The sequence below is a fragment of the Andreprevotia lacus DSM 23236 genome, assembly GCF_900176275.1.
Lineage (GTDB): Bacteria > Pseudomonadota > Gammaproteobacteria > Burkholderiales > Chitinibacteraceae > Andreprevotia > Andreprevotia lacus.
The window spans coordinates 13,985-27,725 of record NZ_FWXD01000042.1 but is presented as its reverse complement, the minus strand read 5'-3'; the positions used below and the strand labels follow the sequence as shown (position 1 = coordinate 27,725).

General features: G+C 61.5%; 11 protein-coding genes and 2 tRNA genes. 7 read left to right on the top strand and 6 right to left on the bottom strand.

Annotated elements, in window-relative coordinates; genetic code table 11:
* Both B9A19_RS20405 and B9A19_RS23380 read right to left on the bottom strand, forming a co-directional pair.
* A partial coding sequence (locus B9A19_RS20405) for a pilin (RefSeq protein WP_084093001.1) occupies positions 1–350 on the bottom strand: 350 nt, incomplete at its 3' end.
* 465 nt (positions 351–815) lie between these two features.
* Positions 816–1,256 (bottom strand): pilin, encoded by a 441-nt coding sequence (locus tag B9A19_RS23380; protein WP_084093000.1) that lies wholly within the window; start codon positions 1,254–1,256, stop codon positions 816–818.
* Between the two features lie 441 nt (positions 1,257–1,697).
* Between B9A19_RS23380 and B9A19_RS20395 the strand changes: the two genes are divergently transcribed.
* The 3 genes from B9A19_RS20395 to B9A19_RS20385 are packed head-to-tail and all read left to right on the top strand — an operon-like array spanning position 1,698 to position 4,181.
* Positions 1,698–2,672, top strand: a complete 975-nt coding sequence (locus B9A19_RS20395) for a quinone oxidoreductase family protein (RefSeq protein ID WP_084092999.1) — start codon at positions 1,698–1,700, stop codon at positions 2,670–2,672.
* Positions 2,673–2,700: 28 nt separating this feature from the next.
* The gene (locus B9A19_RS20390) at positions 2,701–3,282 is read left to right on the top strand and encodes a YqiA/YcfP family alpha/beta fold hydrolase (protein WP_084092998.1); all 582 of its coding nucleotides are present in this window, start codon (positions 2,701–2,703) and stop codon (positions 3,280–3,282) included.
* Positions 3,279–4,181 carry a Dyp-type peroxidase gene (locus B9A19_RS20385; protein WP_084092997.1) on the top strand — a complete coding sequence of 301 codons (903 nt, stop codon included), beginning with the start codon at positions 3,279–3,281 and terminating at the stop codon, positions 4,179–4,181. Before B9A19_RS20390 ends, B9A19_RS20385 begins: the two co-directional genes overlap by 4 nt.
* Before the next feature lie 104 nt (positions 4,182–4,285).
* On the opposite strand, the gene B9A19_RS20380 is transcribed toward B9A19_RS20385, so the two are convergent.
* Positions 4,286–6,037, bottom strand: coding sequence for an LTA synthase family protein (locus B9A19_RS20380; RefSeq protein ID WP_084092996.1), 1,752 nt, complete (start codon positions 6,035–6,037; stop codon positions 4,286–4,288).
* A 216-nt stretch (positions 6,038–6,253) separates the two neighbouring features.
* On the opposite strand from B9A19_RS20380, the gene B9A19_RS20375 reads away from it, so the two are divergent.
* Complete coding sequence (locus B9A19_RS20375; protein ID WP_139799027.1) at positions 6,254–7,495, top strand: hypothetical protein; 1,242 nt, start codon at positions 6,254–6,256, stop codon at positions 7,493–7,495.
* A 29-nt stretch (positions 7,496–7,524) separates the two neighbouring features.
* Here B9A19_RS20375 and B9A19_RS20370 read toward each other — a convergent pair whose 3' ends face one another.
* The 3 genes from B9A19_RS20370 to B9A19_RS20360 form a co-directional block, all read right to left on the bottom strand.
* The gene (locus tag B9A19_RS20370; protein ID WP_139799026.1) at positions 7,525–8,310 is read right to left on the bottom strand and encodes a hypothetical protein; all 786 of its coding nucleotides are present in this window, start codon (positions 8,308–8,310) and stop codon (positions 7,525–7,527) included.
* A gap of 387 nt (positions 8,311–8,697) precedes the next feature.
* A tRNA-Lys gene (locus B9A19_RS20365) sits at positions 8,698–8,773 on the bottom strand.
* A 30-nt stretch (positions 8,774–8,803) separates the two neighbouring features.
* Positions 8,804–8,879, bottom strand: a tRNA-Lys gene (locus B9A19_RS20360).
* Positions 8,880–9,027: 148 nt separating this feature from the next.
* Here B9A19_RS20360 and gloA point away from each other — a divergent pair.
* From gloA to B9A19_RS20345, 3 genes are all read left to right on the top strand, one after another.
* Positions 9,028–9,417: a lactoylglutathione lyase gene (gene gloA, locus B9A19_RS20355; protein WP_084092993.1), complete on the top strand. Its 390-nt coding sequence runs from the start codon at positions 9,028–9,030 to the stop codon at positions 9,415–9,417.
* 18 nt (positions 9,418–9,435) lie between these two features.
* Positions 9,436–10,833 (top strand): sodium:proton antiporter, encoded by a 1,398-nt coding sequence (locus B9A19_RS20350; protein ID WP_084092992.1) that lies wholly within the window; start codon positions 9,436–9,438, stop codon positions 10,831–10,833.
* 319 nt (positions 10,834–11,152) lie between these two features.
* Positions 11,153–13,594, top strand: coding sequence for a phosphoketolase family protein (locus B9A19_RS20345; protein WP_084092991.1), 2,442 nt, complete (start codon positions 11,153–11,155; stop codon positions 13,592–13,594).
* Positions 13,595–13,741: the final 147 nt, after the last annotated feature.

Here is a 13,741-nt window from a genome sequence, read left to right as displayed (position 1 = left end):
TAAGCCAGCGCGCTGTTGCCGCTGCCATAAGTCGGAATGAAGATCATGGTGCCGTTACCAGCCTTGGAAGTAGTAGCCACGGTGATGACGCCAGTGGTGCTGTTCACGCCCATCGAGGTGACGTTTTCGGTCGAGCTCGGCTGGGTCCAGCCTGCGTCGAGGTAAGCGCCGTTGGCTGCATTTTCTGCCACGGTGGTCTTGGCGGCATCAGCGAAGCTCAGTGCTTCCGATACGCGGGCACGGACGGTGTAGTCCTGGTAAGCCGGAATGGCGACTGCAGCCAGAATGCCGATGATCGCAACCACGATCATCAATTCGATCAGGGTAAAACCTTGTTGTACGCGTTGCATGTCATATCTCCTCAGGGAAAGTTTTATTGGGCGGAGCAATGCGCAACCCCCGGGTTACGTGATCCGCCAGCAGCCTCCGCCAACGAGCCAGCCAGACCCGAAGCAATCGAGCTCGCTCACAAGAAAGCGCTTTCAATCGATCCGGTCGTTTTTTGGGGTTGGCGGCAACAACCTGCTGCACATGCCGCCACACTCGCAGATCAATGCGAGACAATCACTGCAGCGTACCGGCAATGCAGCGCCATCATATAGCAAACTCGAAGCTGCGCGACAGAAAATTAGAATGTATTGATAGTCTTGCGCGGCGTGTCCGCTCAGGTGGGCAAGGATCAGAGATGGTCCAGCGCATTGCAGGGTGGCAGTACGAGCAGGGAATCTGCTTGGCCAGATCGCTACACGCAAACTGCAGGGGCAACGCTCCCCGAGATTGCACCCAAAGGAGATGCCCTTTGGGCGCAAGCTTGATTAGCTACGGCACTGCGACGGACGATACTTGTTCGGCAGGGAAGACGAGCTCTTGCAGTCCCACTGGATGGCATCAGTCGGCACGGTACCGTAAGCCAGCGCGCTGTTGCCACTGCCATAGGTAGGGATGAAGACCATGGTGCCGTTACCAGCCTTGGAAGTAGTAGCCACGGTGATGATGCCGGTTGTGCTGTCCACGCCCATCGAAGTCACGTTTTCGGTCGAGGAAGGTTGGGTCCAGCCTGCGTCCAGGTAAGCGCCGTTGGCTGCGTTTTCTGCCACGGTGGTCTTGGCGGCATCAGCAAAGCTGAGCGCTTCCGACACGCGGGCACGCACGGTGTAGTCCTGATACGCCGGAATCGCGACGGCAGCCAGGATGCCGATGATGGCGACCACGATCATCAGTTCGATCAGCGTAAAACCTTGTTGCTTGAGTTTCATTTTGTTTCCCCTGTTATGGCGAGTTGGCGGATTGCTTTCTCGGTGTTGTGAATAACGCAAAACCTGTTCCCGTGGTGGATGCCTTTTGTCTGACGATGACCGGCCCCCGCCACTACTGGCCAATCGCCGTGCGTCGCCAGTGTCAGGCATAAAGCCTCACGCGCGAGGCACATGTGGACACCCGGCATGCAGACAATAAATCGCAAGCATGCCGAAAGAACAGGAAAGGCGATTCTAACCATGCAATATTAATTTCGAAAGAAATTCAGTAAGAAGTTAAATGCTTATACAGCCAGATGCGCAGCCTTCGAGAATGCGGCGGCAGCACAGGGCAAGGCAGCGGCGTTAGCCACCGCAAGTGGAATAGTTGCCCGCACGAGTACGGCGGTTCTGCGGATTGCCCTCTAAAATAAAACCATCATTCTTCCGGCCACGGTTTCCATGCGCGCACTGTCCATACGCATCCAACAGCACGGTGACCCGTCCGTGCTTGAAGTGACCGAATCCGAGCTGCCGTCGCCAGCGGTGGGCGAGGTGCTGATCAGGCAAAGCGCTGCCGGGGTCAATTTTATCGATACCTATCACCGTTCCGGCCTGTATCCGATTGCCTTGCCGGGCGGACTGGGGGTGGAGGCTGCCGGCGTGGTGGAGGCTATCGGCGCCGGTGTGCACGAGTTCAAGCCGGGCGACAGGGTCGCCTATGCCGGCGGCGCGCCGGGTGCCTATGCCAGCCACCGCATCATGCCTGCCGCCAGGGTGGTACCGGTGCCGGCCCCCATCAGCGAGGAAGTCGCCGCTGCCACCCTGCTGCGCGGCATGACGGCGCAATACCTGCTCAAGCGTACCTTCAAGGTCGAATCAGGCATGACAGTGCTGATCCACGCCGCTGCGGGCGGGGTGGGCCAGATTGCCTGCCAGTGGGCGCGTGCGCTGGGTGCGCGGGTGATCGGTACCGTGGGCAATGCCGACAAGGCCGCGCTGGCAGCACGCTGGTGCGATCTGGTGATTGATTACAGCCACGAGGATGTAGCCGCGCAGGTACGCGCATTTACTGCGGGGCGCGGCGTGCCGGTGGTATATGACGGCGTGGGCGCGGCCACCTTTGAAGCGTCGCTCGACAGCCTGGCACCGCGCGGCATGCTGGTGAGCTTTGGCAATGCGTCCGGCCCGGTGCCGCCGTTTTCGCCCGGCATCCTGGCGCAGAAGGGCTCGCTGTTCCTCACCCGCCCGACCTTGGGCCATTACACTTTGACGCGGCAGGAACTCATCGACACTGCGGAGGACTATTTCACTGCGGTCTCGCGCGGCGACGTAATTGCCGAAGTGCACCAGCGCTATGCACTGGCCGATGCCGCCCAGGCGCATCGCGACCTGGAGGCACGCAAGACCACGGGCTCCACCCTGCTTATTCCTTAACGTATCTTTTTTTACCGGATCAGCCGCCATGTCATTACCGCATCTGATCTACCTGCACGGGTTCCTGTCCAGCCCGTTTTCGCAAAAAGCCCAGGACACGGCCGTGTGGATGGCCGAGCAGCAGCTGGCCGATTACCTGCACTGCCCGCAATTGCCCATGGAGCCGCTGGCCTGCGGCGAGCTGATCCGCCACGAGGTGGAAAAGCTGCGCGGCGAAAAGCTCTGCTTTATCGGCAGCTCGCTCGGCGGGTATTTCGCCACCTGGGCCGTGGAAGAGTTCGGCGGCAAGGCCGTGCTCATCAACCCGGCCGTGCGCCCTTATGAAGAGCTGGCCAACCATATCGGCCCGCAGCGCAACTATCAGACTGGCGAGCTATACCAGATAGACCTGAGTTTTGCCGACACGCTCAGGCTGTACGAGCGCGTGCCCACCGATCTGTCCCGCTACTGGTTGCTGACGCAGACGGGGGACGAGGTGCTGGATTATCGCCATGCCGTCGCCAAGTTTGCCGGCAGCCGCCAGGACGTCGAAGAAGGCGGCGACCACGGCTTTCAGAATTTTGCCCGCTGGCTGCCCGCCATCTGGGCCTTTGCACAGGACCAACCATGACGCCACAAAGCGGCATTCTGCCCGACGCCTCCAGCCACGCCTTGTTCGTCGCACTGCGCCGCCGCATCGGCAGACGTGCCGATGCGACCAGCCGCCGCTGCCTGGCCGCGCTGCCCCAGCAGTTGTCCGAGGCCAATCTGCGCGGCACCACCCTGGGCACCATCGCCATCGGCAGCGATGCCTGGGGCGAACTGTTTGATACCCGCCCGCCCGAGCTGCGCGCCTTTCCACGTGTGAGCGGGGCTATCCATCCGGCGCCGGCCAGCGAAATCGACGTGTTGCTGCACCTGCGCGGCGAGCATTACGACCTGCTGCACGAGGTGGCCGCGCAATGCGTGGCGCAACTGGCCGACTGGCTGGAAGTCACCGACAGCACCGCCGGCTTTCGCTACCACGGCGGGCGCGACCTGACCGGCTTTGTCGATGGCACGGAAAATCCCAGCGGCGACGAGAAGGCCGAAGTAGCCCTGCTGGCCGATGGCGAATGGGCCGGCGGCAGCTATCTGCACATCCAGCGCTATGTGCACCGGCTGGGCCAGTGGCAGAAGCTGCCCACCAAACAGCAGGAAGCCGTGATCGGCCGCAGCAAGGTCGAAGACGAAGAGTTGCCGGATGAAGACCGGCCACTCACCTCGCACATCAGCCGCGTGGTGATCGAAGAGAAAGGCGAAGAGCTGGCCATGCTGCGCCGGTCCATGCCCTATGGCCTGCCCGGCGGCGAACAGGGGCTGTATTTCGTCAGCTACTGCCGCACACCGTCAGTTTTTGAAAAAATGCTGACCCGCATGGTGGCCCCCACCAGCGACGGCCGCGTCGATCACATGCTCAATTACACCCGCGCCGTCACCGGTGCATCGTTGTTTGCACCCAGCGTGGAGAAACTGCGCAGCCTGGTTTGAACCCGCGCAGCGGCGCCGTCTTCACACACCGCAAAGAATCCGGCTTTGCCGGGGCTTGGTGCCGGTCTATGCACCAATGACGGCCGAGGGTGCATGACAGGCGCTCAAAACAGCCGCTCGGCAAACAGCGCGCGCGGAAAGTCGCGCTGCCAGCCCTCGGCGGCGGCCACGGTCATCTGTTCGGCCGGTGCGCTGCAGCGCGATGCCAGCGTATCGAAATACTGGCCGCGATACGGCAGTTGCTGCGATACCACCGCCGGCACACAGAACATCGGCCGGCCGGCCGCCTGGTCGGCCATGCGCTCGGCGCGCTGCTTGTCGGCACCATAGCGCACGAACAGCGGCACCTCGCCGCGCCGGCCTTGCTGCTCGGGGGTGAGCTTGAGGGCGAACTGGAAATCGGCATTGCTGCTGCCCACACTGCGGAAGAAGCCCGCATCAAACACGCCGGCATCGTGAAAGGCCTTGGACAACGATGGCTTGTGATCGCCCACCAGCACGTACATCACCTCGCGCTTGCGCTTCTTCGCCTGTGCGTCGATCGCTTTCACGAAGCGCTGCAAATCGGTCACCGATTGCCGCAGCCGCGTTTCATAGTCGCCACGCCCGCCATCGCCCTCTTTGGTCGTATACGCGCCATGCGTGCGCACCGTCACCAGAAACATAAAGGTATGGCCGCCGCGCGGCTGTTGGGCATAAACCTGCTGCGCGCGCTTGTACATCAGCGCATCGGCCGGCCAGCCATCTTCTTCCCACTTCATGTCATCAATGAAGTGCGTTTCCTGGAAGCCGAGCTTGGGATACACCTCTTCGCGCTTCCAGAACGAGCCATAAAAGTTGTGCATGCCGATGGTGCGGTAACCGGCATGGCGCAGTTTGGATACCAGGGTGCGCGCGCCGTCACGATAGGCGCCGGCAAAGTTCTGGTAATCGATGCCCGGCAGCACGGTGGACGGCATGCCGGTCAGGTATTCGAACTCCGCCTCGGCCGTGCCGCCGCCATATACCGGGCTGACCACCGAGGTCTGCACAAAGCCGCTGCGGCGCAAATCGGCCAGCGGGGTGACAAAGCGCTCGTCACGGCTGCTGAAGCACGCCTCGCACAGAATCATCACGATATCCGGCTGCACGGTCGTGCCGGCCGGGGTCAACGGTGTGACGGCATAAAAGTCATGCGGCCCGGGCTCGGGCACCGCCACGCTCTCGGCCGTCTGGTACAGATGCGCCAGAATGCCGTTCTGCCGCACGTTCTCGTGAAAGTTGTAGGAGAGATAGTGCGCGCCCAGCCCGTCCTCAATCAACGCGTTGGCATAACCGTTGACGCCGGGCGGCGCAAACACGCGCGACAGCAGCAAGGCCGGCAGGATGGCGCCGGTCAGCACGCGCCAGATGCGCAAGCGCGGCCGGTAATACAAGCCGATAGCAATCGACAGCAGCAGCAGCAAGGTCCAGCCGATGATCTCGGCATTCAGATAACTGGTCAGCGCCCCGCCCTGCGACGCCGACCACAGGTCGCGCGCCACCAGCGGCTCGTCGGTCATCGCCTGCTTGACGCTGTCGATGCTGTTGAACAGGCTCTCCAGCCCGATGGCCGCACCAAACGCGGCCCAGCGCTGCAGGACAGCGGCAAAGAAGGCAAACAACAGCGCGGCAAAAAACAGCAAGGGGGGATAGATGCCTGCATCGGCCAGCACATGGCCCAGCAGCAAGGCCAGCAGCGGCGCCAGCGTGCGCGGCAGCCAGGTCGGCCACACCAGACGCAGTCGCGCATGCAGTGCGCGCAGACGCATCAGCCCAGCCCAGATCAACCCAAACTGGCCACCCAGGCCACCCGACGGATGAATCAACTTACTCATCCGCGCGACCTTAACACGATTCCTCTGATGAACTCTGTGAAAGACTGACAATCGGCCCCGGCCATGAGGGGCTGCCACGCACCCAAGTGCTTGATTTAACAAGACCAGATTTGGCCCATTGACGAGCGTGGCAAGGCTCCCTCGCGCAAGCGGGGGGCATGGAGTCAATCAGGGAAACGCCGCTGTTTCACCCTCAAAAACCGGTGAGCCACCGGCTTGGCCCGGAGGCTTGATGCCGGTCCATCCACCGATGACGGCCAACGAGGCATAAGAGGCTCTGACTCCCTGTGGCCAAAAACCTGCTGCAGCAGGTTTGCACGTTGCGATACCGATGCCGGCGGAGAGCTCCACTCACAATTCTTTTGCCACGCTTACTTTTTAATTTCCAGAATCATCAATAAACTGGGTGCTCACTCACAAATCAAAACCCTCGCCATGACGCAGCCCAATCCCCCGCACCTCATTGCAAGCCAGGCATACGCCAGCAGTGGGCGCCAGACAGCGCTTTACTGGTTCAATCAACCGCTGGCGGGCACGCTGGATATCACACCGGAGCTGCTGCGGGCACAAATGCCGCACGGCATTGCCCGGCACACCTGCGTGAGCATGGCGCTGCCGCAGGCGATCAATGACGCAATCTGGGGGGAAATCGCCCAGCGCCATCTGCCGCATGGCGGTGTGCGCACCCTGGCGATTGTCGCCATCGACCAGACCGAAACCGATCAGGTACACGTCGTTCGCCAAGCCGCAAGCACCGCGCAGCAGCAAGCATGCCCAGGCGAAAGCGGCAAGATCCCCCTGCATGGCATCGCCGAACGATGGGCTGCGCAAATTGCCACCGCACGCATTATCGGCATACCGCCGGGGCCGCTTGGCTTGCAGGGCCTGGCCCTGGACGGACGACTGGGCGATTTCGCGTACATATCAGCCACGCCGGACTTCTCCAACTATATCTTGGGGGACACTGGGGCAGGCCTGTGGGATGACCATCAAGGCAACATGGACGCGCTGCAGTTACTGGCTGCGCAGCAAGGCCGGGAGGATGGCCAGGAGATTGCCGATCACTTCCTGCATCACCTGCTGCAAAATGAAGATCGCGCGCTGGCCAGCCTGATCGGACTGCCGCCAGGCGACCATGTCGGGCAAGCCGCAGCGGGTCTGGTATTCAACGATGCAGACAAGCTGGAAATAGGTCGCCAGCTCAAGCGCGTGCTGCGCTCGGCGGGCCCGGCCCCCATTCCTTACGAAGGGGGCTTTGACGCGCATGTGCTGGCACAGCAGATTCAGCAAGCCGCCCGCATGATCGGCGTGCGGATTGCCCCTCCAACGCTCGCCCTGCGCGATGGCCGCCATGCCAGGCCGGAAATGCATGCAGCCATTGCTGCGGCCACCAGCCAGGCCGGCATCGATCCTGCCTGTGTTGCCAGGCTCATCACACGCTACGTCAACGATGCCTGAAGCCGCTGGCACTTCACGCCGGGGCGCTGTCAGGCTGGCGTAGTCACGGCCGCCGGGCGGGCCAGATCAAAGGCCTGCGCCGCCAGCGCAAAAACCCGATCCCAGGATGCATGATCACCGTACCACTCAGCACCCGTTCCTATACGCGCAAAGATGAAATCCTCACCCAGCACTTCTTGCTGAGCCATGCTCGAGGTGATGATGATTTTCAGGCCCGGATTGAACGGCAGGAAAATGTCCTGCAACTGACGTACGCGTATTCTGGCCTGCGACGGCGTGGTCAAGCCATGCTCGGTGCGCACCAGCACACAGGAGGATGCCTGCATGATTGCCATCCGTGTTTTCTCGCGCAGATAGCGAAATTTCTCGCGTGCGGCCGGCAGATGAGCCTCTACCCGGTCAGCATCCACACGGGGGGGCATGGCCAGTGCCTCAGCCCGGGCCATATCTTCGGCCAATACGTCAAACTCATGCTGAAACCGCAAGCCCGTAGCCAAATCGAGGACACGGGTATCGCGGTCGCACAACGTCCACCTCCCAGCCTCAAGAAAGTGCCCCATCGGCTCACACATGCAATACAGCGATGCCGGCGAGCTGACCAGCCAATCAAAGAAATAGGCAGCCTGATCGCCCGTATGGCGACGAATTTGATAGGCCGTCTCGCAGAACTCGCCCACGGAAAAGTAGCGGACACTGCCTTGCACAGCCACGCCGGCTTCTTGCCCTGCACCCTGCATGAGATTTGCCCCGCATAGCCAATATTGTTCGGGGCTGATGTTATGCTGACGACCATTGAAAATCAACACAGAAACCATACCACTCGCTCAAGCCCGTGCCACTATCGGCCACCGGCGGCAAGCACGCCCTGATCTATCCGAGCACGGGCACAATTGCCCGGAAACAGATGCCGTGAGCGCCTGTCTGCATCTGGGGCTGATTTGCAAAGGCCCGATTCGGGCCACTGGCAAGCGTAGCGAGGCCCCTCGCGGCGGCAAGGGCGTGGAACGAATCATGGCGAGCCGCTGCTTCACCCTCAAAAACCGGTGAGCACCCGGCCATGCCGAGTGTTTGATGCCGGTTCATGTCCAGATGACGGCCAAGACGGCATTCGAGGCTTGAGCTCCGGCAAACGGAACATGCAGGCGCGCGCAAACGCAAAAAAGCCCGACTGTTGTCGGGCTTTTTTGGGTCCAGCCAATCGGTGGTGGGTCGTGCGGGACTCGAACCTGCGACCAACGGATTAAAAGTCCGCTGCTCTACCAACTGAGCTAACGACCCAAGCTATTGCTTGCGCATCAGCTTTGGAAATGGTGGGTTGTGAGGGGCTCGAACCTTCGACCTACGGATTAAGAGTCCGCTGCTCTACCAACTGAGCTAACAACCCGGGAGAGGCGCAACTATATGATTTACAGAGATTGCTGTCAACACCTTTTGCAAAAAAACCTGCAACTTGTCACTGCCAAGCCTTGAACCTGCCGGTACACTGGCTGCAAATCCATTCCAAACCAGCAAGTCCTACTGGAGCTTAGACCATGCGTTTGCTGCATACCATGCTGCGCGTCGGCAACCTCGACCGCGCGATTGATTTCTATACCGGCGTGCTGGGCATGCAGTTGCTGCGCAAGCGCGATTACCCGGATGGCCGCTTTACGCTGGCCTTTGTCGGCTATGGCGAAGAAAGCAACACCACGGTGATTGAACTGACCCACAACTGGGACACCGAGAAGTACGATCTGGGCAATGGCTACGGTCATATCGCCATCGAAACCGATGACATCTTCGCCACCTGCGAGGCCGTACGCGCCAAGGGCGGCCGCGTGACGCGCGAACCGGGACCGATGAAGCACGGCACCACGGTGATTGCCTTTGTCGAAGACCCGGATGGCTACAAGATCGAGTTCATCCAGAAACATACCCAATAACCCACTCTGCGAGGCCGCATGCGCAAGACCCCGCTCCATCTGTTCCCGCTATTGATGCTGCCAGGCCTGGCACAAGCTGCCGACTTTGACGGCGCGCACCTGAGCCTGCTGTGGACGCTGCCGTTTGCCGGCATCCTGCTGTCGATCGCCGTGTTCCCGCTGCTGGCGCCGCATCTGTGGCACGCGCATTTCGGCAAGATCGCCGCCTTCTGGGCCGGGCTGCTGCTGATCCCGCTGGCGATCAACTTCGGCCCGCTGCTGGCCACGCAGGTGGTGGTGCATGCGCTGCTGGCCGAATACATTCCCTTCATCCTGCTGCTGTTCGCTTTATATACCGTAAGCGGCGGCATCCTGGTGTGGGGCAATCTGCATGGCTCGGCCAAACTCAATACCGGCATTCTGGCGCTGGGCACCTTGCTGGCCTCGGTCATGGGCACCACCGGCGCAGCCATGCTGCTGATCCGCCCGCTGCTGCGCGCCAATGACAACCGCCGCCACAATGTGCACGTGGTGGTGTTCTTCATCTTCCTCGTTGCCAATATCGGTGGCGGGCTGACACCGCTGGGCGATCCGCCGCTGTTCCTCGGCTTTCTGAAGGGCGTCGACTTCTTCTGGACCACCAGCCACATGCTGCCGTCGGTGCTGTTCTGCACCGCCGTGCTGCTGACCGTGTTCTATCTGCTCGACAGCCATTACTTCCGCAAGGAAGGCGTGTTGCCGCGTGACCCGAGCAAAGACTCGCCGCTCAAACTGTATGGCAAGCGCAATTTCTGGCTGATTGCCGCCATTGTCGGCGCGGTGCTGATGTCGGGCTTGTGGAAGTCGGGCATCGAGTTCGACGTGCTGGGCACCCACGTCACGCTGGAAAACCTGCTGCGCGATGTGCTGCTGCTGTGCATCGGGCTGATCTCCTTGCGCATCACGCCCAAACAGGTGCGGGCCGGCAATGAATTCAACTGGGACCCGATCCTGGAAGTGGCCAAGCTGTTTGCCGGCATCTTCATCACCATCACGCCGGCGATTGCCATTCTGCGTGCCGGCGAAGCAGGCCATCTGGCCGCGCTGGTCAAGCTGGTGAGCAACAGCCACGGCGAGCCGGTGGACGTGATGTACTTCTGGATGACCGGTATCCTGTCCAGCTTCCTCGACAACGCGCCCACCTATCTGGTGTTCTTCAACATGGCCAGCGGTGATGCCGCCCACCTGATGGGGCCCATGGCCTCCACCCTGCTGGCCATCTCGATGGGCGCAGTATTCATGGGCGCCAATACCTATATCGGCAACGCGCCCAATTTCATGGTCAAGGCGATTGCCGAGCAGCGCAACGTGGCCATGCCCAGCTTCTTCGGCTTCATGCTGTGGTCGGGCGCGGTGCTGATGCCGCTGTTCCTGCTGACGAGCTGGCTGTTCTTCTGATCCACCCCTGCCCCGGCCAAAACCACCGCCCAAGGGCGGTGGTTTTTTTCACCTCACTTTCACAACAGCGTGTTCAGAACCAATTAAAGCCGCTATTGTCTTTTTGCTTGCTTGCGCAAAGCGTCCGAAACTGTACGGGGGTGGAAGTAATCACATTCCCCGCACTACATAGTGGCCGCTTTGATCTAAGTCAGGGTTCCGAAATGCCAGCGCCCTAAACTGACGTCAAGCAAGCGCACCACAGGCTATGCAGCGAGGTTGGCAGGCCCACAGGCCAGGCCGATCCCGGAGATCACTAATCAAAACGAAGAGGTGAAATATGGCTCAAGCCAGCTCCAAATCCCGCGCCAAAGAGACCGGCAAGGACAGCAAGAAGGCGGCCAGGCCGCTGTCTGCCGACCTGCTCGACAAGATGCACGCCTACTGGCGTGCGGCCAACTATCTGTCGGTGGGGCAGATCTACCTGCTCGACAACCCGCTGCTGAAGAAACCGCTCAAGCGCGAACACGTGAAGCCGCGCCTGCTGGGCCACTGGGGCACCACGCCGGGCCTGAACTTCATCTACGTGCACCTGAACCGCGCCATCCGCGAGCGCCAGCAACCGATGATCTACATCACCGGCCCCGGCCACGGCGGCCCGGGTCTGGTGGCCAACAGCTATCTGGAAGGCACCTACACCGAGACCTACCCCAACATCGACCACAGCGATGACGGCATCCAGAAGCTGTTCAAACAGTTCTCCTTCCCGGGCGGCATTCCGTCGCACGTGGCGCCGGAAACGCCGGGGTCCATGCACGAAGGCGGTGAGCTGGGTTACTCGCTGTCGCACGCCTATGGCGCGGCCTTCGACAACCCGGATCAGGTCGTTGTTGCCGTCGTGGGTGACGGCGAGGCTGAAACCGGCCCGCTGGCTACCAGCTGGCACTCCAACAAATTCCTCAACCCGGCGCGCGACGGCAGCGTGCTGCCCATCCTGCACCTGAACGGCTACAAGATCGCCAACCCGACCGTGCTGTCGCGCCTGCCCAAGGACGAGCTGACCAAGCTGTTCGAGGGTTACGGCCATACCGTGCATTACGTGGAAGTGGGCGACGATGTCGACGACTACGCCAGCGTGCACCAGGCTTTTGCCGCCACACTGGATACCGTGCTGGACGAAATCGCCGCCATCCGTGCGCAAGCCGCCAAGGAAGCCAAGGCCGGCAAGCCGATCACCCGCCCGCACTGGCCAATGATCATCCTGCGCTCGCCCAAGGGCTGGACCGGCCCGAAGGAGATCGACGGCAAGAAGGTCGAGGGTTACTGGCGCAGCCACCAGGTGCCGTTCTCGGACATGACGCCGGAGCACGTGGATGCACTGGAAAAATGGCTGAAGAGCTACAAGCCCAAGGACCTGTTCAACGACGACGGTTCGTTCAAGGCCGAGCTGGCCGCACTGGCGCCCGAAGGCGCGCTGCGCATGAGCGCCAACCCGCACGTGCATGGTCTGGTCAGCCGCGACCTGAAGATGCCGGACTTCCGCAAGTATGAAGTGAAGCTCGACAAGCCGGGCCGCACCGTGGCCGAGGCCACCCGCGTGATGGGCAAGCTGCTGCGCGACGTGATGAAGGAAAACGAAGCCGCGCAGAACTTCCGCATCTTCGGCCCGGACGAAACCGCCTCCAACCGCTGGGCTGACGTGTTCGACGAAAGCGGCAAGACCTGGCTGGCCGAGCATCTGCCGGAAGACGCCAAGAACGACCACCTGGCCGATGATGGCCGCGTGATGGAAATCCTCTCCGAGCACACCTGCCAGGGCTGGCTGGAAGGCTACAACCTGACCGGCCGCCACGGCTTCTTCAGCTGCTACGAGGCCTTCATCCACGTCATCGACTCGATGTTCAACCAGCATGCCAAGTGGCTGAAGACCACCAAGGACATCGCGTGGCGTCGCCGCATTCCGTCGCTCAACTACCTGTTGACCAGCCACGTCTGGCGCCAGGACCACAACGGCTTCAGCCATCAGGACCCGGGCTTCCTCGACCACGTGGTGAACAAGAAGGCCGAGGTGATCCGCGTCTATCTGCCGCCTGATGCCAATACCCTGCTGTCGGTGACCGACCACTGCCTGCGCAGCCGCCACTATGTAAACGTGGTGGTGGCCGGCAAGCAGCCGGCGCTGCAGTACCTGACCATGGAGCAGGCCATCAAGCACTGCACCAAGGGTCTGGGTATCTGGGACTGGGCGAGCAACGACGAGGATGGTGAACCGGATGTGGTGATGGGCTGCGCCGGCGATGTGCCGACCATGGAAGCACTGGCCGCCACCGACCTGCTGCGCCAGCACTTCCCGGACTTGAAGGTGCGCTTCGTCAACGTGGTCGACCTGATGACGCTGCAATCGAAGAGCGAGCACCCGCACGGGCTGGACGATCACGAGTTCGATGCGATCTTCACTACCGACAAGCCCATCGTGTTTGCCTTCCACGGCTACCCATGGCTGATCCACCGCCTGACCTACCGTCGCAACGGCCATGACAACCTGCATGTGCGCGGCTATATCGAGAACGGCACCACATCGACCCCGTTCGACATGGTGGTGATGAACCAGGTAGACCGCTACAACCTGGCCATCGACGTGATCGACCGCGTACCGCGCCTGCAGAAGATCGGCGCCCATGTGCGGCAGAAGTTCTGCGACAAGCTGATCGAGCACAAGCACTACATCAACGAGGTGGGCGATGACCTGCCGGAAGTGAAAAACTGGGTCTGGCCTTACTAAGCCAGACCGGCAGCCGGGCAGTACAGCCCGGTAACCGTCACCTCGCAGTCTTGAGCCCGCCCGCCCCGGCGGGCTTTTTTTCGTGCCCGCAGCAGCTCACACCGCCGCAGGCAAAAGCGCTTTAGAATGGCTGGATTACCGCAACCA